Here is a 19596-nt window from a genome sequence, read left to right on the forward strand (position 1 = left end):
CTTATTATGTAAAATAAAGCTTTTTGTTGTATTTATTCAATATTAGTTATCCTTTATATATACTATAAAGAACTATTGTGAAAATAACAAAGATTTTTATGTACATGAAAAAATGAGGCTACAACTAGCCTCATTTTTCTTATATCGTTAATTCCAAACCTTTCCTATAATATTCATCCATTATATCGTTTGGAACCATACTTCCACCCGTTCCCCACACAATATGAGTACCTTTTTTCACCTTCTCTGTTAACTGTAGCTTTTGTAAATACTCATCTTCTTTACATACTTTCACTGGCCCTATCATACCTGCTAGTGCAGAAGGCTCTAAATAAATATTCTCCGTATCAGCTAGCTCTTTTAACAATCTATATAACTCTTCATCGCTTACTGTGTAATTCCCACTCAAAAATGGTTCCATCGTTTTACCGACAAATCCAGATGGCCTTCCTACCGCAAGTCCATCCGCATCTGTTACATTATCAATTCCGATATCTTGAACGGAAATTTTGTCATGAAGGCCTGTCATTAAGCCGAGTAACATACAAGGAGAATGTGTTGGCTCTGCAAAGTAACAATGAACATTATCTTTATACAATAACTTTAAACCGAATGCTACTCCGCCAGGTCCTCCTCCTACTCCGCACGGAAGATAAACAAATAAAGGATGATTTTCATCTACTACAACCTCTAACTCTTCTAATTGCTTTTGTAATCGTGATGCTGCTACTGCGTATCCTAAAAATAAATCATGCGAGTTTTCATCGTCTACAAAATAACAGCTAGGATCCGCATCCGCTTGTCTTCTTCCTTCTTCTACTGCTTTGCTATAATCATCTTCATATTCAATAACGTTTACACCTTTACTTCTTAATAAATCTTTCTTCCATTCTTTTGCGTCTGCCGACATATGAACAGTTACATTAAAACCTAGATTCGCACTCATAATCCCTATGCTAAGTCCTAAATTCCCTGTAGAACCTACTGCAATTGAATATTTCGAGAAAAACTCTCTACATGTATCACTATCTAAAACGGAATAATTATCTTCTTCTGTTACCATTCCGTGCTGCAATGCTAGTTGCTCAGCATGTTTCAACACTTCATAAATACCGCCCCTAGCTTTAATTGATCCTGATATTGGAAGATGACTATCACATTTTAATAATAATTCTCCTAAAATAGGTTGCTCATATTTTCTCTCTAAAGCTTCTTTCATAGAAGGTATTTTCACTAAAGGTGATTCGATTATGCCGTTCGCCCCTTTCGTTTCAGGAAAAACTTTCGCAATATATGGTGCAAAACGCTTTAATCTCTCTTCCGCATCTTTTACATTCTCTTCATTAAGTGGTGAATCTTTTATTGCTGTTTCATACTTTTCTATGTTTGGATTTATCCAAAATACTTCTTCTGTTGCAATAAGCTTATTCACTAATGGATATTCTGCTTGTAATGCCCCTATTTCTTTCATTTTGTTTCCTCCTTATATCCTTGTAGCTCACCATACAATAAATTATAATTAAATTAATTTTAATATAGTTTAACACAAATAATCCTATTAAGTTAATTTTAATTTAATTTACTTAAATATAATTTAATAATCATTAAGGAGATTTTCATTATGGAAAATATAGATATTGGTAAAAAAATTGAAAAACAAAGAAAAGAAAAAGGTTTAACTAGTAAAGAACTAGCAAAGATGGCCGATATTACACCATCAATGTTAAGTCAAATTGAGCGCGGGTCCGCTAACCCTTCTATCCAAACATTAAAAGTGCTTGCTAAAGCTCTTGATGTGCCAACATTTAGCTTTTTACTTGAAGATACAAATACAGACGATTTAATTGTACGTTCCCATAAACGAAAGAAAATGATTATTGATAATTTATCATATGAAATGCTTTCACCTGATTTCACTGGAAATTTAGCAACAGCAATTATGACCGTCCCGCCTAATACAGCTTCATCAGAAAATGTGCTAGAACATAAAGGAGAAGAATTAGCATTTGTCTTAGATGGGAAAATCACATTATATTTAAATGAGGAAGAATACGTATTAGAAACTGGCGACAGTGTAAAAATACCTGCTTATTTAAAGCATAAATGGGTGAATCATTTTGAAAAAAACGCGATAGTCTTATTTTCTGTTACTCCGCCGATTTTTTAATATATCAATAAAAAAAGGATGATTCTTATAAAGTGAGGATTATCCTGTTTTTATTAAATAAGAAAGTGAAATTTTTGTTAAAAACTTAACAGTTGAACCCAATCCGAACAATCCTCCTAAAAACATATTTACAAGTAAAACTATCCCTCCCATTGATGCTAACGTATCATGAGTCAGATTCATCCCACCACTACCAGAGGCACTTGTAATATTCACATAAAAATAAGAAATATGTAAAAATTAATTAATTTTTCAGAATTTTGTTGAAAAATATGGTAAAATCACTCTTATACTTCTTCTATTTTGCTATTATAGAAATAATTAAATTAGGATACTTTTATCGAATGGGGGAATATATAATGAGTGTGTTATTAAAAGGGCATGAACAGATTGTCAACGAATTAAACATTTTATATCAAGTAATGGTAGCGGAGCAATTAATTGAAGCGAAACAATTAAAAGAAAAAATAGAGAAACAGATTAATAAAATTGAAGCTGATCAAACTCTATCGCTTTACTACTCCCTACTAAACTTTAAATATAAGGTCCTAACCGATTGGACAAACATTAAGTATGATACTTTTAGTCAAATTGTTCGTTTAGACAATCCAATAACTGAAGACTTTATTACTTATTATTATCACTTTTTTAAAGCTGAACATGCTACCATTATTGGAAATTATGATGAAGCAAAAAAAGAATACGAAAAAGCTGAATCCCTTTTAAAACATGTACCAGGCGAACTAGAAGAAGCTGAATATAAATATAAATTTGCTATATTTAATCACCATACAAACAAACCACTTACAGCAATCAATTATGCAAATCAAGCTAAAGAGATTTTCTCAAAATATCCACGTTATGAAATTAAAATAGCTCTATGCGAAAACATTTTAGGCTCATGTTCTGTTTATTTAAAACAATTCGAACAAGCCGAAGAGAACTATAATTCAGCAATCAATATTTTACAAAAGCTGAAAGACGATACACTAATCTTAAAAGTTCGAAATAACTTAGGTTGGCTCTACTCTTCTCAAAATCTATCAACCCTTGCTATTAGACATCTTACAATAGTTACAAACAAATTACCTAAACACCTAAAAGCCAATTTTCTACAAGCCAAAGAACATTTTAGTTTAAATGAAAAAGAACTTGCAAACGATTGGGTTCAAAAAGGCTTAGAAATTTGTAATGAATTAAATAATCAAGAATATAAACACCATTTCACTATCTTAAAAACACAACACACTGGTACTCTAGACGACTTAGAAAACGCAATCATTGCAGGCACTACATATTTTAACAGTAAAGAATTATACGATTATGTACAAGAATATTACGAATTATTAGCAGTAGAATTTCATAAAGTGAATAAAATAGAGAAATCTCAAAAATATTTTTTCAAAACTTACGAAGTAAAACAAAAATTATTAACTAAGGAGGCACTAAGATAATGAAAAAGATTAGTTTAGCTATTTTAACCTTTACATGCATACTTGCTTTTGGATTTAATAATTTTACTGAAAGTCAACAAGCAAAACAACTTCCAAAATGGGATACAGATAAACAAGAAACACATGCAGACCTATAGAAACCTAAAAACCCCTAATAAAGGGGTTTTTAGATTTCTACAATATAATGATTTAGCATATGATGAAGAAATATGCTTATAAAAGATAGCCATACAGATACTCTCTGTACATGGCTATCTTTTATTTTTTCGGCACCAACAAAATCCCTAAACTAATAATACAAAAGCTCATTATTTGCTCTGCTGATAGACCAAACAGAACCGAATTTTGTTCACTAACAAGCGAAATAATAATATGAGCAAACCCCTCAATAATTAGAAAAACACTTATATTCTTTCCATTTCCGAGCCTTTCATTTTTCATCCATAACAAGCCCATTATACAAAGAGCAAGGATGATCTCATATACGAAAATAGGATGATATAAAAATTTAGATTCATATATATTCATTCCCCATGGTAGTGTCGTTTGTACACCTACTTCATGATGGAATAGAAAATAAAAGATAATGCACACACACAATCCAAAAGGGAGTACATCAAGTAAAATACGAAGCAAAAATTGTTCCTTTTTACTTTTCCAAAAAATGTATACACTCGCAATTACGCATCCTACTACAATATGTTGCATACTTCCAATAGCTAATATTGCTTGCACCGGCGCCCCAAAAGCCCATACAGGATTTAAAATTGCTGGTGCAAACTTCCATACAAATACGATGATAAGAAAAGCATTTGTTACGGCATCCATCATTTTTTCATATGATACATTTTGATACTTCATCTTTCGTTTCATCAACATAAAACCAAATAGACTTCCAATTATAAGAGATATGGGTTGTAACCTCACAATCCACTCCATCGTCACCAAATCTCCTTTTAATTCTCAATCAATTTCTTAAATTTCTTTTCTAATTGATCTGGTGGTAATACACCTCGTACATGATCTACTATAATTCCATCTTTATTAACAAAAAATGTCGTCGGTAAAGAGAATACTTTATAATCTAGTCCAGCTACTCCGTCCATATCTAGTAGAACAGGAAACTCAAAACCATAACGATTAGCAAATGCGCTTGCTTCTTGTACTGGGTCACTAACAGTTGCATTCACCGCAAAAATTTCAACATCCTTTTTATATTTATCATACATATGAACTAAGTCAGGTGCCTCCATTTCACACGGCCCACACCATGATGCCCAAAAATTAATAATATACGGTTTTCCCTTGGCATCATTTAACGACTGTAACTTTCCGTCTAATCCTTTTAATGTGATGCTAGGTGCTTTAAAACCGACTTGTGGTAATACTTCTTTCTCCTGTAACTCTGCTTGTTTCGCTTTTCTTTCCTTCTCTTCTTTCTTTGAATTATAAAAGTTAACCCCCGCCCAAACGAGTGCCCCTACTAATATAATAGCAATTATTTTCTTCACTTTTCTTCCTCCTCATTTTTAAAAACCTGTAAATCCACCGAATAGACGAATAAAGAATGCTGTAATTTTCGTCATTTGATTTGTATACAATAAAATACCTGTTACAATCATCATTCCACCGCCAATTTTCATCATGACATTGGCATATGTAACAATCCATTTTACCTTCCCAATAAAGAATGCCATCACGAAAAATGGAACCGCAAACCCAAGAGTATACGCTGTAATATAAAGAAGCGCCCCTTCAGGATTCGTCGCGCCAAGCATGAGTACAGCTGAAAATATCGGTCCAACACATGGCGTCCAACCCGCTGCATATGTCATACCGACTAAAATCGAGCGAATATATCCAGTCGATTTACTTCTATACTGCACCTTTTTCTCTGCCATAAGCCACTTAGGCTGAAACAAGCCCGTCATAAATAGCCCCATTAAAACAATAAAAATCCCACCAATTTGTTGAATCAATTTTTGGTTAGATGAAAATGTTATTCCAATCCAGCTTACCGATAAACCTAACGCGTAAAATATAACCGAAAATCCGATCATAAAAAATACTGTATGTATAATCGCTGATTTTTGCATAATCCCACGATTTTCTTTTAAATCTTGGATAGACACACCTGTAATATAAGATAAATAAGATGGATATAGCGGTAAAGAGCACGGTGATATAAATGACAATACTCCCGCCCCAGCCACAAGCCAAATTGTTAAATCTGCTGCATTCATTTTATTCCCCCTTAAACACTACGATGAGTAGTGTTTATTCTTAAAAAAAGAGGCTATATGCACTCTCCGACAATAAGTACAACCGACATACAGAATAAACCTACTGTTACATATACCGAATTCGTATGTAACGGAATAGTAAGCTTAACAACCTTTTCATTTAACACTTGCTCGATTCGTAAATTTATTGCTGTTTTTGCAAATGAAGCTGTAACACATCGATTTTCCATTGTCTTTATTTTAATTAATTTTAATAACGCGCTACCTAACTCAAATGAAGATTCCATTTTTTGCATCGCATATTTATCAGCAGCTAGCTCCTGATACGTATGATATCGCTGTAACAACCCTTTTAATATCGGTATGTACATCATTCCTTCTGCTAATAGCGTAAAACAAAATAATTTTAGCGGATCCCAATTCTTTTGATGATATTCTTCATGGAAAATAATCGCATCAATTTCTTCATCTGAAAATGTTTGAAGCAACCCTTCCGACATGACAACTTTCGGACGAAATAGCCCAATTGTAAATGCCGCAACTTCCGTAGTCGGCAATATATATATTTGTTTTCTTTTTCGGACGAAAGGGATAAGTACTTTTTGTAATTTTTTACTATAGAAAAATTGTCGCCAAATTCTTTTGCACACGATTAATACAGTAAGTAGTAATAATCCAGCGATTATAATACGAATCAGCGATAATTCTTTCATATGTTTTTCTAACTGGAACAAGCAAAAATTTGAAAGAAGGAACATCTTATTTTGAAACAGAAATGGATATGTAACGTAATACACTAACATACTGAAAAAGAGGATACTAACAATTACTGCTAACAATACGATTTTACGCATTTGCCATTTCATTTCATTAATCCTCTCTTTTTAACTGACTCAATTTGTCTTCTAACTTTTTTATTAAAGTCGGATCAGCCTGCTCTAACTCATCTAACATATGATTTACAACTAAATCTCCAAATTCCCCCATCAATTCCTGTGTCATTTTCTTCGTTTGATTGGATAAGAATTCTTCTTTTGTTTGTACAGCACGATATATACCACTTCTTTTCACAGTCTGTTTTTCTAAGTGTAATTTCTCTACTAACCTGTTCATAACTGTCATAACAGTGTTAAAATTCACAGGTGATTCTTCACTTAATTTCTGCTGCACTTCTTTAATAGTAATACCATCGCTAGACCAAACAATCTCCATAATTTTCGCTTCAAGCGGTCCAAAGAAATGATTTAACCCGTGCTCATTTAACTTATAGTTTTGAGTAAACATTGTACAACTCCTTTCACACTACGAATTGTAGTATAAATTAAATGAAAGGTCAAACGTAAATGATATATATGAAAATTAACTACCCATAAATACATAGGCTATTCCATTCATTTTAAACCTAATTTTTCTCCAAATGTATCAAAAAGATACTGCTCTAATATTTGTACACTAAACTTCTCATTACGTCCAAGTGCAAATAATTCCCGATCTTTCGCTACGATAGTATCTAACGGAATAGCTACATTATCCACTATTTTTGTAATTTCAATTATATTACTTTTTACATTTACTTCTGTTTTAAATTCAACGTTTTCTAACACTATATGTGAACGTCTTCCTGATGCAAAAAAAGTAAAATTAGGATTTTTAACAACGCCAATTTCAGTCTCTAACGCATATAAATAGTGAAAAATTACATCTCTGTGTCCATCTTTTATTATTTTTTCATCCTTCTCATCGTCTAAGTATTCTTTCAGCTTCGTTGTAAATTCAAATCGAAAATCCACTTTTTTCACTCTCCTTCTTTGTATTTCATATTAAATAAATATATTGAAATAATTTTAACATATTGTAATACAACTTCCTATTAAAAGTAAAAACTGTTTTAAAAAATCGCTATTATTTCCGATACCCTTTTAAAATATAAGTATAAATTCAATATGAATCAATGCGTCATTATATCTATTTAAACATATTTTTTCCATATTTTGAAACATTAGTATGAAATATTATATATCAATGTATGGTTTCTAATGCATTGGTATATATAGTCAGTAGTTTCTTTACTATTCCGATATACTTAAGCTACATTTTCTAATTATTGATTACATTACGGAAGGAATGTAACTCTCTTCTATCGAATTTTTATATAACAAAAATAATTAGGTGGTGCTTTACTATGAAATTAGCTGTCATTGGTGGCGGTGATTTACAAGATTCAAATCACTTGCCTATTAATGAACGCCTTATAGAATTAACAAATAAACAGTACCCAAAAATATTGTTTATTCCAACGGCTAGTCATGATGATGAAAGCTATATAAAATTATTTTTAGACACTTTTGAAAAACAATTACATTGTGAAGTACAAATTTTACGTAGTACAACAGATTCACCTTCAAAGTATGAAATAGACGAGATGATTCATTCAGCCGATTTAATTTATTTAGGTGGCGGGAACTATATTCACATGCTTACGCAATGGAAAGAACATAGACTCGATGAAAAATTATTATTGGCTCTGCAGCAAGGAACACTTATTGCTGGTTATAGCGCTGGTGCTATGTGTTGGTTCACGTCTAGTATCCGATCAGATTATGAAGGTTCTGGTTATATAGAGAGTAACGGATGGGGTATTGTTAATAAAAGATTTTGTCCACATTATAATCAATTAAACAGAATGAACGCCTTCCATTCCTTTTTACAAAATCATCAAGGGAATATAGAAGGAATTGCACTGGAGGATAATTGCGCTTTATATATTACAGAGGAATCCTTTGAGATTATCGGTGAACCGGAAAAAGCGTGGGAGTTTTATATGAGTGATAAAACACTCATTAGACAACATTTTGATATAACTTTAAAAAGCTATTTATAAACCTGAACTTACGAAAAAATGTCCCTAAGTCTAATAACTTAGGGACATTTTTCTATTTAACTAACTAATCGTGTAATTCGTTTCTTTTGCCATGAAAGCTTATAATATGCATACTGTAATATTAAGCTGACAATAAATGCTGCTGGATACCCGATCCAAATGCCTTCTATTCCAAGACTTGTATGGTAAGAAAGATAATATGCTACGGGTACTTCTACAAGCCAAATTGAAACAACTCCAATAACAGTTGGCCAAAGTACTGTACCGCTCGCTCGCATTGTCGCACTAATAATTTGTGCATGACCGAAAATTAAATAACTCCATAATGTAATCATAACTAAGCTATGAGCAATTTCAATTGTAGTTTGACTCGTTAAAAATAGTGATAAAATGTCTCTTGAGAATACGTAAATAAGAGATATTAACACACCACCGATGACGTAGTTCATAATAATTCCGGCCTTCACAACTTTCTGTAATCGATCAAATTGATTCGCACCAATCGATTGTGCCGCAAAAATGGAAACTGTAATACCAAGGCTAACTGCTGGCATTTGTACATAACTTGCAACTTGATTCACAACGCCGTAAGCAGCTGTTGCATCCGAACCGTAACGATTTACAAATGCGATTACGGCAATTTCAGATAATGAAACTAATATCATATTAATACTCGCTGGAATACCGAGCCTTAGTAATAGCTTTAATAACTCCCCATCCATTCGAAGGTATTTTCTAACCGTTCCATCTAGTTGTAATGGGTGATTTTTCTTCTTTAAATACACAAGCATGACAATAAACGTAATAACTGTAGATATAACAGATGCATAGGCCGCTCCATACACATCTAATTTCGGAGCTCCTAACCATCCAAAAATAAGAATCGGTAATAAGATCATATTTAGCGCTGTACTTACAATTAAAAAGTAAAATGGCGTTTTAGAATCTCCTGTACCTCTCATAAATGTTGTATATGCGAAATATAAAAATAATACTGGCATCGATATAAATAAAATCCGTGCATAATGTACACTTATTTCAATAATATTTTCTGGCGTTCCCATTAGACGCATAATATCCATCGCAAAAATACTGCCTATTATCGCCAATACAACTCCAATAATAAAGGTAAACGTCAACGTCGTACCAACGATAGCTTTTAAACGATCTTCGTTTTTAACACCAAACGCCTGACCAATTAAAATAGAGCTTCCTGAACCGATACCAATTACAAATGAAACGAGCAAGAAAAATAATGGGAAGAATGCTGATATAGCCGCTAAATCATTAACTCCAAGCCATCTTCCTACTACTACCATACCAAATAATTGTCCAACTGATTGTAGTACATTACTTAATAATAACGGTACTAAAAACATCGACATCGATTTCCAAATCGGTTTACTCTCACTTTCCAACTTATGTGACTCCGCACCTTCTTTATTGTTATCTGCAGGTGGTTTCAAATTTCATTTCTCCTTTTATTAAACATCTATTTTCAATCTCTATCTCTTTGTATAGTTGTTATAATACTGTGCTTCTATTCATTTTCTTTTCGTATGATTATAACTTCACCCAATATTGACTTCCATCGGCTGTTCGATCTAAAAATCCATATTCGATTAAATATCTTCTTAAAGTTACAAAATCAGGGTATACATTTTCTATCACTGTATTTACTTCTTTTTCAGTATACTTTTTATTACTATCAAACTTCTTCACTAAATGGCGCAATATAATTAATTTACGCTTTTGTTTCTTCGGAAATTTAGAGAGAGGTCCATCTAATCCTTCTGTAAAATGAGCTTTTAATACTTCATCATTTTCTTCTTCCGTAATATTGTATCGATCATCCACCATCGTTGCTGTTCTATGAATTGGCACAAATTTCGTTTGTACTTTTGATTTTTCTTCTGATAATTCCATTAGCGCTAAAAATACTTTTGCTTGCTTCATTTTCTCTCGCAGTGTAAATCGATGATTACGAATTGTTGATGTACTTCCGCCATCCATCTCTTTTACAATTTCTTTATCATTCAGTCCCATATGGAAAAACTGAACCATTTTCTTTTGTAAATCCGTTAAACCAGTAAATTTCTTATCCATATTTAACAAATAATCAAACATAGACGTATGCTCATTTTGAATATGCAATTGGACGAACTTCTCTGCTTCATACAAAATTTGGTTATCTTGATAAATAACACCTTTAATAAATGTTTCACCACAAGCTAAGCAAATGTACTCCTCTTTTTCTTCATCAAACACATACCCTTTCTTTAATTCCTCTATTGACGCATCCCAAAACTTCTCTGAAATATCGCTCATACTAAACACTCCTTCAAAATGTTTATTTAAAACCAAACAAATCAATATATCGTTTATTATCACTTCATCATCTTATCACAACACAAACAAACATTTCAACGTTTCGTTTGCCCATTTCATAAACTTTTATAAAAACATCTAACAAAAGGGTTTAATACAACGAAAAGCGAATATGTTTATACAAATTCATTTTATAGGATGTGAAATAGAACATAAATATTCTTTAAGACCCTTAGTTTACCGTTAAACAAATTGCACAGAATACATATGCGATTAGTGAATATGGAACTGGTATTCACTCATTCCAAAACTTCAGTATTCAATTTTAACTACAAAAAAGATGTTTTCGTATAAGAAAACATCCTTTACTTTTTATATATTCTATTTACAGTCTCTACTAAAACCTTACTTGCTTGTACAAATGTATGCTTTCGATTTCTATCTTCAACAAATTTATTAGCACAACTACTCATAATGATCATACAACTAATTATGACTAACGCTATCTTTCTATTCTTGTAAGTCACTTTATGCCACTCCACTATTACAAAACTTCTTTTGAATTTATCCCATCAAGAAATTTTACATGAATAATAAAACGCGCGAATATGCAATTCTGCATATTCACACGTTTTATCACAATGTTATGATTTAATTTAGTTAAAGAACAAGTATACCGAGGTGACTAACTTGAAATTTAAAGCGAAAAAAAATCCATTCCACGTCATTTTCATTACATTATTTATAATTATTTTTTTCGTTTCGTTATTCTTCCAAAATGAAAATTCTATTTTTTTCACTCTCATGATGCTATTAAATATCGTGAATCTTTCTTCATTCTATTTCTCTCACTACAACATAACGGAATCATCTCTTGTTGTAAAACACGGTTTCATTTTTCATACTGAAATTCCATTTGAAGATATTCGTCACGTTAAATACTCTGGTAAAAAACTTCATTCAAAAAAATGGACTAGACAACAATTAGAAATCCATTACAATTTATTTGACTCAGTGACCACTTTCGTACCACTAGAAGAAGAAAAATTCATTTCACTCTTAAAAGAGAACTGCCCACAGATGAAAGTAATGAATACGCCTGCTAACAAATAATATATTTTGAAGCTTGTAGTATTGCAAGTAGATGAAACATAAAAATGAACATCAAAAAAGCCAAGATTCTATACTAAGAACCTTGGCTTTCTCTATTACTCTTTTGGAGCAATCATTTTCTTTGGATCTACAATTTCATCAAATTGCTCTTCTGTTAGTAGCCCAGATTGCAATGCTGCTTCTTTTAAAGTTAACCCTTCTTTATGAGCATGCTTCGCAATTTTCGCTGCATTTTCATATCCGATATGTGGGTTTAGCACTGTTACAAGCATTAGTGAACGATTCACATTTTCATTAATTACTTCTTCATCTGCTTCAATACCAACTGCACAATTGTCATTAAACGAAACAATTGCATCCGCTAATAAGTGAGCTGATTGTAAGAAGTTATAAGCAATAACAGGTTTAAATACATTTAACTCAAAGTTACCTTGGCTCGCAGCAAATCCGATTGTTGCATCATTCCCCATCACTTGCGCTACAACCATCGTTAATGCTTCACTTTGCGTTGGATTTACTTTCCCTGGCATAATAGAGCTTCCCGGTTCATTTGCTGGAATAATAATTTCTCCAAGACCACTACGTGGACCACTTGCAAGCCAACGTACATCGTTAGCGATTTTCATTAAATCCGCAGCTAATGCTTTTAATGCACCGTGAGTATATACAACTTCATCATGGCTCGTTAATGCATGGAACTTATTTGGTGCAGAAACAAATTGTTTACCTGTAAATTGACTAATTTCCTCTGATACCATCTCACCAAATTTAGGATGAGCATTGATACCTGTTCCAACCGCAGTTCCACCAATTGCTAACTCTTTCATATATGTATTGCTCTCTGCAATCATACGCTCTGTTTTTTCAAGCATACGGTGCCATCCGCTAATTTCTTGCCCTAAAGTTAACGGCGTTGCATCTTGTAAATGTGTACGACCAATTTTTATAATATGTTCAAATGCAGTTACTTTTTCTGCTAAAGTTTCTTTTAATTTCGTAATTGCTGGTAATACGTGATTTTCTACTGCGATTACACAAGCTACATGAAGCGCCGTTGGAAATGTATCATTTGAACTTTGTGACATGTTCACATCATCATTCGGATGAATATGTACGTCAGATCCCTTCTCTTTCAAAATTTGATTCCCACGATTTGCAATTACTTCATTCACATTCATGTTTGACTGTGTACCACTACCTGTTTGCCATACGACAAGCGGAAAATGTTCATTCCATTTCCCTGCAATCACTTCATCCGCAGCTTCTACAATTGCTTCTGCTTTTTCTTCTGATAGCTTTCCTAATTTTTGATTGCTAAGCGCTGCACTCTTCTTTAAAATTGCAAATGCTTTTACAATTTCAAGCGGCATTTGCTCTGTTCCAATTGGAAAGTTTTCTTTACTACGTTGTGTTTGTGCTGCCCATAATTTATCAGCTGGAACTTTTATTTCTCCTAATGTATCTCTTTCAATTCTGTACTCCATGTTTTCATCCCCTTGAAAATATAATACCTACATCTCTTATAATAACAGACTTTCTCTTAAATGATAAGAATTCTCACTCTTATATATAGATATTCTATATTTATTTTAAAAAATTCCTCTTGACCTAAACTTAAGTTTAGGCTGTATCCTTTCCATTGTAACCTACTATAACACTACTGGAGGAATTCAATATGAAAAAATATGCTTTTATAACAGGTGCAAATAAAGGAATTGGATATGAACTTGTTCGTCAATTAGCAGAAAAAGATTATCACGTATTTTTAGGTGCTCGTAATGAACAACTTGGACAACAAGCCGTAGAATCTTTAAATGTTTCAAACGTTTCCTATATTCAAGTAGATATTTCAAATTCACAATCCATTCAAGAAGCAATAAAGAAAATTTACGAAACGACTGACCACTTACATTTATTAATTAATAACGCAGGCATAGCGCTAGACTTCAATACACTACCTAGTGAATTAAATATTGAAACTTTACGCCAAGGATTTGAAGTTAATTTTTTTGGAACTTTCCAAATGATGCAAGCCTTTTTACCATTATTAAAGAATTCAAGCAACAGTAAAATAATAAATGTAACAACTGACATGGCCTCACTAACAATGTTTGCTAATGGTGAAACACATCCAATTAATACACTAGGATATAATTCTTCCAAAACAGCTATTAATGCTTTAACATTAGCTTTTAGTAAAGAATTTGCCACTAACGGTCCAGAAGTATTTGGGGTAACTCCTGGTTTTACAACTACGGATCTTAATGGAAATTCCCCCGGTGGCCATACAACCACTGAAAGTGCTAAAATTATTATTAAATATGCATTAAGTGAAACAAACTATAATGGTAAAATACTTAACAAAGATGGCATTATACCTTGGTAATAAAAGGATGAATGATATGTATTATACAATTGGGCAAGTCGCCAAAATGCAACATTTAACTATTTCTCAAATACGTTATTACGATAAACAAGGACTGTTTCCTTTTCTGCAAAGAAACGAAAAAGGAGATCGAGTTTTTGATGAAGAAGCACTGAAATATTTAGAGATGATTTTGTGTTTAAAAAACACCAGTATGCCAATTCAAAAAATAAAACAATTTATCGACTGGTCTATGGAAGGAGAATCTACCATCCTTCAAAGGTTAGAATTAATGAAACAACAGGAGACCAATGTCTTACAGCTCATGCAAGACACTGAAAAAAACTTAAAAAAGATACAACAAAAAATTGCTAAATATGAGAATGAAATAACTTCAGCAAATGCTATTAAAAAATAAAAAAATCACCTTCTACATATTGTAGAAGGTGATTTTTATTTTATGATGCTTGCTTTCCTTTATCTGCATCATCTACATACCAGATGAATTTGCCTGTATATCCGTAAATAACTGCTAAAATTAACGATACGAAGCTTAACCACATAAACGGAACGTATGAGAACGTTGCTACACCTAAAATACCAGCCATAAAAATACCATTATCAGACCATGGAACCATACCTGAAGTTAACGTTCCACCTACTTCTGAGTTACGCGCTAATACACGACGGTCTATTTTTAATTTATCATAGCTATCTTCCATAATTTTTGGTGTTAAAATTAGTGATACATACATCGCACAACCAAATATATTAGCTAAGAATGCCACGATTAATGTAGACAATGTTACATTACCTGCAGAATTTAATTTCTTCTCAAATTTTGATACGATTACTTTTAAAACACCTAGTTTTTCAAGTAATCCACCAAATCCTAAACCGAAAATAATAACGGCTACTGAGCCAAGCATGCCGTTAATTCCACCACGGTTTAATAACTTGTCAACAAACTCAACACCAGATTGAATTGAGAATCCGTTATAAGCTGTTCCAATCGCCTCTCCAAAGTTCATCCCTTGGAAAAGAGTTGCCCAAATTGCACCAATTAAAGCTCCCATTGCAATTGTTGGCATAGACGGTTTCTTCATCGCTAATAGAACGATAACAATGACCGCCGGAACAAGCATCCATATTTTAATATCAAATTGCTTTAATAAAGCTTCTTTTAAAAATTCTACTCGATTCAAATCTACATTATCGCCGCCATACATCCAACCAGCTACAGTAAACATAATACTAGTAATAATATAAGCCGGAACATCTAATACGAGCATAGCTCGAACGTGAGCAATAACATCTACTTTCGCCATAGAAGCTGCAAGAACTGTGCTATCAGAAAGTGGTGATAATTTATCGCCGAAATAAGCTCCTGAAAGAACTGCACCAGCAACAAGCGGAAGTGGTAAACCAAGTCCTTCACCAATCGCCATCATAGCAATACCTGCTGTTCCCACTGTTCCCCAAGACGTTCCTGTTGCGATAGAAGTTATAGAACAAATAATTAATGTTGCTAATAGGAATATGCTAGGGTGAATAAATTCTAATCCATAATAGATTAATGTTGGTACTACCCCACCAGCAATCCACGTTCCAATTAAAGCACCTACTGCAACTAAAATCAGTATTGCTTCTAATCCGTTAGAAATCCCTTTCGTAATTGCATCTTGCAATTCTTGATAACGAAATCCTAATCTTAATCCAAGCGCAATTACTAAAAACCATGAAATAAATAGCGCTAATTGAATTGGGAGATCAAAAATCGTTTGGAAGGAAAAGACAACAGCAAGAAATAGTAATAAAAGAACTATGATTTCTAGCATCGATGGTAATCTTACACTTTTCATTTTTTTCTCTCCTTACAAGTCGATAACATGACGTATGTCGTCTTACATGTATGTAATATACAATTAGCGAAGACAAAACAAAATTTTCATATTATTTCGATTTATTTTTCCAGTATAATATATTCACAACCCTTTCTATTGTAAAAGTAGATTACGTTTTTCGCAATGAAAAATATAAAAAATGTTGTATTTTTATTTATCCCGATATTTTCGGCCAATAAGACCTCCGCCTTAAAATTCAGTAAGTGCAAAGCACTTAGGTAAGAAATTAACTACTGTAAAATTCCGAATCGATATGAACATATTAAAGCTTCACTTTATTTACAAGGAACAATCCCATACTAACTTTTTTAATATTTGCTGCAACAAAACTTTTTACAACTATCTTAACTTTTTAATTCACACCATTATTTTCTACGCAAAAAATAGGGCACACATCCTTAAAATGATGTATGCCCTATCTTTATTTATACATATTTTGTATTTCTTCTTTATTTTTAAGTATTTCCTCAAACTTATCACTACAACCCTTCGGAAATAACACTCCCAGTCCATATGAATGCGCAAATTGAAAATGAGGGCACTTCGCTTTTACCTCATCCCAAAACTTATACACGCCGAAATCACCACTTCTAACTTCAATATCATGAAATAATACAATACCGTTTTTCGCGACTTTCGGTAGCCATGTATTATAATCGTGAGAAACAGCTTCATACGTATGATAGCCATCAATATGCAAAAGATTTATCGTTTCATCTTGAAACCGGTCTACAGCATCATCAAAAGTAGATCGAATTAAATTTCCTATATTAAGGTAGTTATCGCTCACTACTTTTTCTACTATTTGAAAAACCCCTTCTCCATATGGACCTGTATGCCCATCTCCAGCCCAAGTATCTACTGCAAAGCATTTAGTCGATAACCCTCCATCTTTTACTCCTTGACAAAAACTGAAGAAAGAAGCACCTAGATGTGTACCTAACTCAACTAAAGTTTCCGGTTTTTCAAATCGTACTAAGTCATATGCAAAATCTAAATGTCCACTCCACGCAGATTGTGACCGAATAATAGAACTAAATGTTTCAAATTCAAATGATGGTTTATGAGTAACCCAGTTCATCGCATAACTCCTTCTGCACATATTTTTAACAAACCAAATTACTCTTATCTTTATTTTTTTATTGCCATGATTATGATTCTATTTCATGAAAATATGAAGAATTTATTCTTTTCTATTGAGGTAAAGCATCATATACATATGGGTCAGTTGGCTTATTAATTTTCTCGATTTTGTTTACTTTTACAAGTGGAAAGACTGTTCCTTTATATGTCGTTTCATCTAATAATCCTGTTATTTTCACCCATGTTTCTTCTGGAATTTTTTCAATATTTTTCCCGGTAACAATCATCCCCCAGACTGATGCATCCGCAATACAACAAGTTATACCATATCGAGCCACTACTGCTTTATTACCCGTCACATCTTTATCCTTATATATAAACCCTAAGAATGTAATTTCTTTCCCTTTAAACCAATTGACATTTTGACCAATTACATTCATTGTTTGAACATAATCCTTATCCTTTACTTGTAGTTTACGCTGTCCTAACATACTTTTTACTACTTGCTCTTCCGTTTTATAAATCGTTGCTAAATTTGATGTTTCTTCTGGATCAACTGATACTTCTCGCCCATCAAACTTAACCTGTTTCCCCTCTTTTTCGTTCCTTTCTAGACTTCTCGCCTGTACACTTTGATTCATACCCCTTTTTCCTGCTAAACTTCCATCAATTGTTACACTTCCAAAGAGAAAAGCACTAACTATCGGAACGACAAATAAAACATATACAAAGAAACTTTTTATCCCTGATTTTGATGTTGTATGATGTTTACAACAATTACAATCATGCTGTTTTTCTCTTCCATCTCTCCAAACTTGTACAATACCAAAAATTAAAATTACTACAAAAGCTATATACGTAAATTTGATCATTTTTGGAGCGATAAAATTATAAATATTCCCTGTTACAAGTAGTTTAAATAAGAGCATTGCTAAACCAATTAAAATAATGCCACGAATATAGCAATGATATGCCTTCTGCTCCTCTTTCCCCATTCTTTCTCACCTCCTATAACATTATGATTTGCAGGATGGTATACACAGATACAATGACAATTCCCATCAAAAAGAATACAAATCTCTTTTGAAAATATGCAAATAGCATTAACGTATTTTTCATATCAAGCATAGGCCCAAACACAAGAAATGCGAGAAGTGCCTTTACCGAAAAAACATGTCCAAAAGATGCCGCTATAAAAGCATCGGCTGCAGAGCAAATTGATAAAACATAACCAAATCCCATCATAATAAAGGGGGCAATTACTTCGTTATGTGCTACTGCATCCAGTACATTCCGATCAAAAAACGTTTGAAATACACTTGCTAAAAAAGCACCAATCAATAAATACTTACCAGTATCAAAAAACTCATCTACAATATGATTCATAACATCTTTCCAACTCTTTTTATTGCTTGTTTGAACTGAAACCTCTACATCTTTTAAAACATTTCTTTCGCGATAGCAATAATACACAATTAGACCTATGAATAGAGCAACTAAAATTGTTATCCCAAAGCGTGCATATACAACGTAATCATTTTTTGGAAACGCATATACAGTAGATAAAAGAACAACTGGATTCATAATGGGTGCACTCAGTAAAATAACAATGCCTACATGAAGTGGTAACCCCTTTTGAATGAGCCTTCTTACAATTGGTATAATGACACATTCACACATTGGAAAAAGAACTCCCACAAATACTGCCGGAATCATTGCAACAATCGGAGATTTCGGCATTACTTTTTGAATCATATCTTCCGTCACAAACACTTGAATACATGAAGAAACAATTACCCCTAATAAAATAAAGGGTATTGCTTCAAAAATGATACTTAAAAATACTGTATTCACATTCAACCATTCCTGTGGCATATTTTTGTGCAAATTTGCTAGACTTGTAAAATCTACAAAAAATAATAAAAAGAGAAACATAGCGATAAGAGCTATGCCTACTAATTCTTTTGAAACTCTATTAAAGACCAAGCTTCTCGCCTCCATTTTATTTATATGTAAACATGTGCTTGTCCAAATGCTCCATACTACAGCACAAATTTT

At 32.7% G+C, this 19596-nt stretch carries 22 protein-coding genes; 7 read left to right on the forward strand and 15 right to left on the reverse strand.

What is annotated here, in order from left to right; genetic code table 11:
- Positions 1 to 139: 139 nt before the first annotated feature.
- The gene (locus ACTFO4_RS08620) at positions 140 to 1471 is read right to left on the reverse strand and encodes a D-serine ammonia-lyase (protein ID WP_000658538.1); all 1332 of its coding nucleotides are present in this window, start codon (positions 1469 to 1471) and stop codon (positions 140 to 142) included.
- 150 nt (positions 1472 to 1621) lie between these two features.
- Here ACTFO4_RS08620 and ACTFO4_RS08625 point away from each other — a divergent pair, with 150 nt between their 5' ends.
- On the forward strand, positions 1622 to 2167 hold the full coding sequence (locus ACTFO4_RS08625; protein WP_000427637.1) for a helix-turn-helix domain-containing protein: 546 nt from the start codon (positions 1622 to 1624) through the stop codon (positions 2165 to 2167).
- 39 nt (positions 2168 to 2206) lie between these two features.
- Here ACTFO4_RS08625 and ACTFO4_RS08630 read toward each other — a convergent pair whose 3' ends face one another.
- Complete coding sequence (locus ACTFO4_RS08630; protein ID WP_002040916.1) at positions 2207 to 2383, reverse strand: hypothetical protein; 177 nt, start codon at positions 2381 to 2383, stop codon at positions 2207 to 2209.
- 143 nt (positions 2384 to 2526) lie between these two features.
- Here ACTFO4_RS08630 and ACTFO4_RS08635 point away from each other — a divergent pair, with 143 nt between their 5' ends.
- Positions 2527 to 3621 (forward strand): tetratricopeptide repeat protein, encoded by a 1095-nt coding sequence (locus ACTFO4_RS08635; RefSeq protein ID WP_440013462.1) that lies wholly within the window; start codon positions 2527 to 2529, stop codon positions 3619 to 3621.
- Entirely contained in the window at positions 3621 to 3758 is a 138-nt protein-coding gene (locus ACTFO4_RS08640) for a hypothetical protein (protein ID WP_000724012.1), read from the forward strand. The genes ACTFO4_RS08635 and ACTFO4_RS08640 overlap by 1 nt, the downstream gene beginning before the upstream one ends.
- Before the next feature lie 121 nt (positions 3759 to 3879).
- Here ACTFO4_RS08640 and ACTFO4_RS08645 read toward each other — a convergent pair whose 3' ends face one another.
- The 6 genes from ACTFO4_RS08645 to ACTFO4_RS08670 form a co-directional block, all read right to left on the reverse strand.
- Positions 3880 to 4560, reverse strand: a complete 681-nt coding sequence (locus ACTFO4_RS08645; protein WP_000454847.1) for a prolipoprotein diacylglyceryl transferase family protein — start codon at positions 4558 to 4560, stop codon at positions 3880 to 3882.
- A 17-nt stretch (positions 4561 to 4577) separates the two neighbouring features.
- A complete protein-coding gene (locus ACTFO4_RS08650; RefSeq protein ID WP_000719879.1) occupies positions 4578 to 5132 on the reverse strand; it encodes a TlpA family protein disulfide reductase in 555 nt (184 codons plus the stop codon).
- A gap of 18 nt (positions 5133 to 5150) precedes the next feature.
- Positions 5151 to 5864: a cytochrome c-type biogenesis protein CcdA gene (gene ccdA / locus ACTFO4_RS08655; RefSeq protein WP_000990443.1), complete on the reverse strand. Its 714-nt coding sequence runs from the start codon at positions 5862 to 5864 to the stop codon at positions 5151 to 5153.
- A gap of 53 nt (positions 5865 to 5917) precedes the next feature.
- The gene (locus tag ACTFO4_RS08660) at positions 5918 to 6730 is read right to left on the reverse strand and encodes a M56 family metallopeptidase (RefSeq protein ID WP_000871939.1); all 813 of its coding nucleotides are present in this window, start codon (positions 6728 to 6730) and stop codon (positions 5918 to 5920) included.
- A gap of 4 nt (positions 6731 to 6734) precedes the next feature.
- A complete protein-coding gene (locus ACTFO4_RS08665) occupies positions 6735 to 7148 on the reverse strand; it encodes a BlaI/MecI/CopY family transcriptional regulator (protein WP_000495053.1) in 414 nt (137 codons plus the stop codon).
- 107 nt (positions 7149 to 7255) lie between these two features.
- Positions 7256 to 7654 carry a DUF3942 family protein gene (locus ACTFO4_RS08670; RefSeq protein WP_000347525.1) on the reverse strand — a complete coding sequence of 133 codons (399 nt, stop codon included), beginning with the start codon at positions 7652 to 7654 and terminating at the stop codon, positions 7256 to 7258.
- Positions 7655 to 8046: 392 nt separating this feature from the next.
- Between ACTFO4_RS08670 and ACTFO4_RS08675 the strand changes: the two genes are divergently transcribed.
- Positions 8047 to 8745 (forward strand): peptidase E, encoded by a 699-nt coding sequence (locus ACTFO4_RS08675; RefSeq protein ID WP_000762114.1) that lies wholly within the window; start codon positions 8047 to 8049, stop codon positions 8743 to 8745.
- A gap of 56 nt (positions 8746 to 8801) precedes the next feature.
- Here the strand turns inward: ACTFO4_RS08675 and ACTFO4_RS08680 are convergent, their stop codons facing one another.
- Positions 8802 to 10211, reverse strand: a complete 1410-nt coding sequence (locus ACTFO4_RS08680) for an MATE family efflux transporter (RefSeq protein WP_440013460.1) — start codon at positions 10209 to 10211, stop codon at positions 8802 to 8804.
- 97 nt (positions 10212 to 10308) lie between these two features.
- The gene (locus tag ACTFO4_RS08685) at positions 10309 to 11073 is read right to left on the reverse strand and encodes a DUF2087 domain-containing protein (protein WP_001280271.1); all 765 of its coding nucleotides are present in this window, start codon (positions 11071 to 11073) and stop codon (positions 10309 to 10311) included.
- A 690-nt stretch (positions 11074 to 11763) separates the two neighbouring features.
- Between ACTFO4_RS08685 and ACTFO4_RS08690 the strand changes: the two genes are divergently transcribed.
- Positions 11764 to 12186 carry a PH domain-containing protein gene (locus tag ACTFO4_RS08690; protein WP_000669069.1) on the forward strand — a complete coding sequence of 141 codons (423 nt, stop codon included), beginning with the start codon at positions 11764 to 11766 and terminating at the stop codon, positions 12184 to 12186.
- 95 nt (positions 12187 to 12281) lie between these two features.
- Here the strand turns inward: ACTFO4_RS08690 and fumC are convergent, their stop codons facing one another.
- On the reverse strand, positions 12282 to 13670 hold the full coding sequence (gene fumC, locus ACTFO4_RS08695; protein WP_440013458.1) for a class II fumarate hydratase: 1389 nt from the start codon (positions 13668 to 13670) through the stop codon (positions 12282 to 12284).
- Positions 13671 to 13861: 191 nt separating this feature from the next.
- On the opposite strand from fumC, the gene ACTFO4_RS08700 reads away from it, so the two are divergent.
- Complete coding sequence (locus ACTFO4_RS08700) at positions 13862 to 14572, forward strand: SDR family NAD(P)-dependent oxidoreductase (RefSeq protein ID WP_025709158.1); 711 nt, start codon at positions 13862 to 13864, stop codon at positions 14570 to 14572.
- A gap of 16 nt (positions 14573 to 14588) precedes the next feature.
- A complete protein-coding gene (locus tag ACTFO4_RS08705; RefSeq protein ID WP_012593198.1) occupies positions 14589 to 14969 on the forward strand; it encodes a MerR family transcriptional regulator in 381 nt (126 codons plus the stop codon).
- A gap of 40 nt (positions 14970 to 15009) precedes the next feature.
- Here ACTFO4_RS08705 and nhaC read toward each other — a convergent pair whose 3' ends face one another.
- The 4 genes from nhaC to ACTFO4_RS08725 form a co-directional block, all read right to left on the reverse strand.
- On the reverse strand, positions 15010 to 16413 hold the full coding sequence (gene nhaC / locus ACTFO4_RS08710) for a Na+/H+ antiporter NhaC (protein WP_000843992.1): 1404 nt from the start codon (positions 16411 to 16413) through the stop codon (positions 15010 to 15012).
- 463 nt (positions 16414 to 16876) lie between these two features.
- Positions 16877 to 17536 carry a class I SAM-dependent methyltransferase gene (locus ACTFO4_RS08715; protein ID WP_017673979.1) on the reverse strand — a complete coding sequence of 220 codons (660 nt, stop codon included), beginning with the start codon at positions 17534 to 17536 and terminating at the stop codon, positions 16877 to 16879.
- A gap of 112 nt (positions 17537 to 17648) precedes the next feature.
- On the reverse strand, positions 17649 to 18533 hold the full coding sequence (locus ACTFO4_RS08720; RefSeq protein WP_017673980.1) for a TIGR03943 family putative permease subunit: 885 nt from the start codon (positions 18531 to 18533) through the stop codon (positions 17649 to 17651).
- A 13-nt stretch (positions 18534 to 18546) separates the two neighbouring features.
- Positions 18547 to 19539 carry a permease gene (locus tag ACTFO4_RS08725; RefSeq protein WP_172442979.1) on the reverse strand — a complete coding sequence of 331 codons (993 nt, stop codon included), beginning with the start codon at positions 19537 to 19539 and terminating at the stop codon, positions 18547 to 18549.
- Positions 19540 to 19596 lie beyond the last annotated feature (57 nt).

It is taken from the genome of Bacillus cereus group sp. MYBKT14-1, from assembly GCF_051915185.1.
GTDB lineage: Bacteria > Bacillota > Bacilli > Bacillales > Bacillaceae_G > Bacillus_A > Bacillus_A cereus.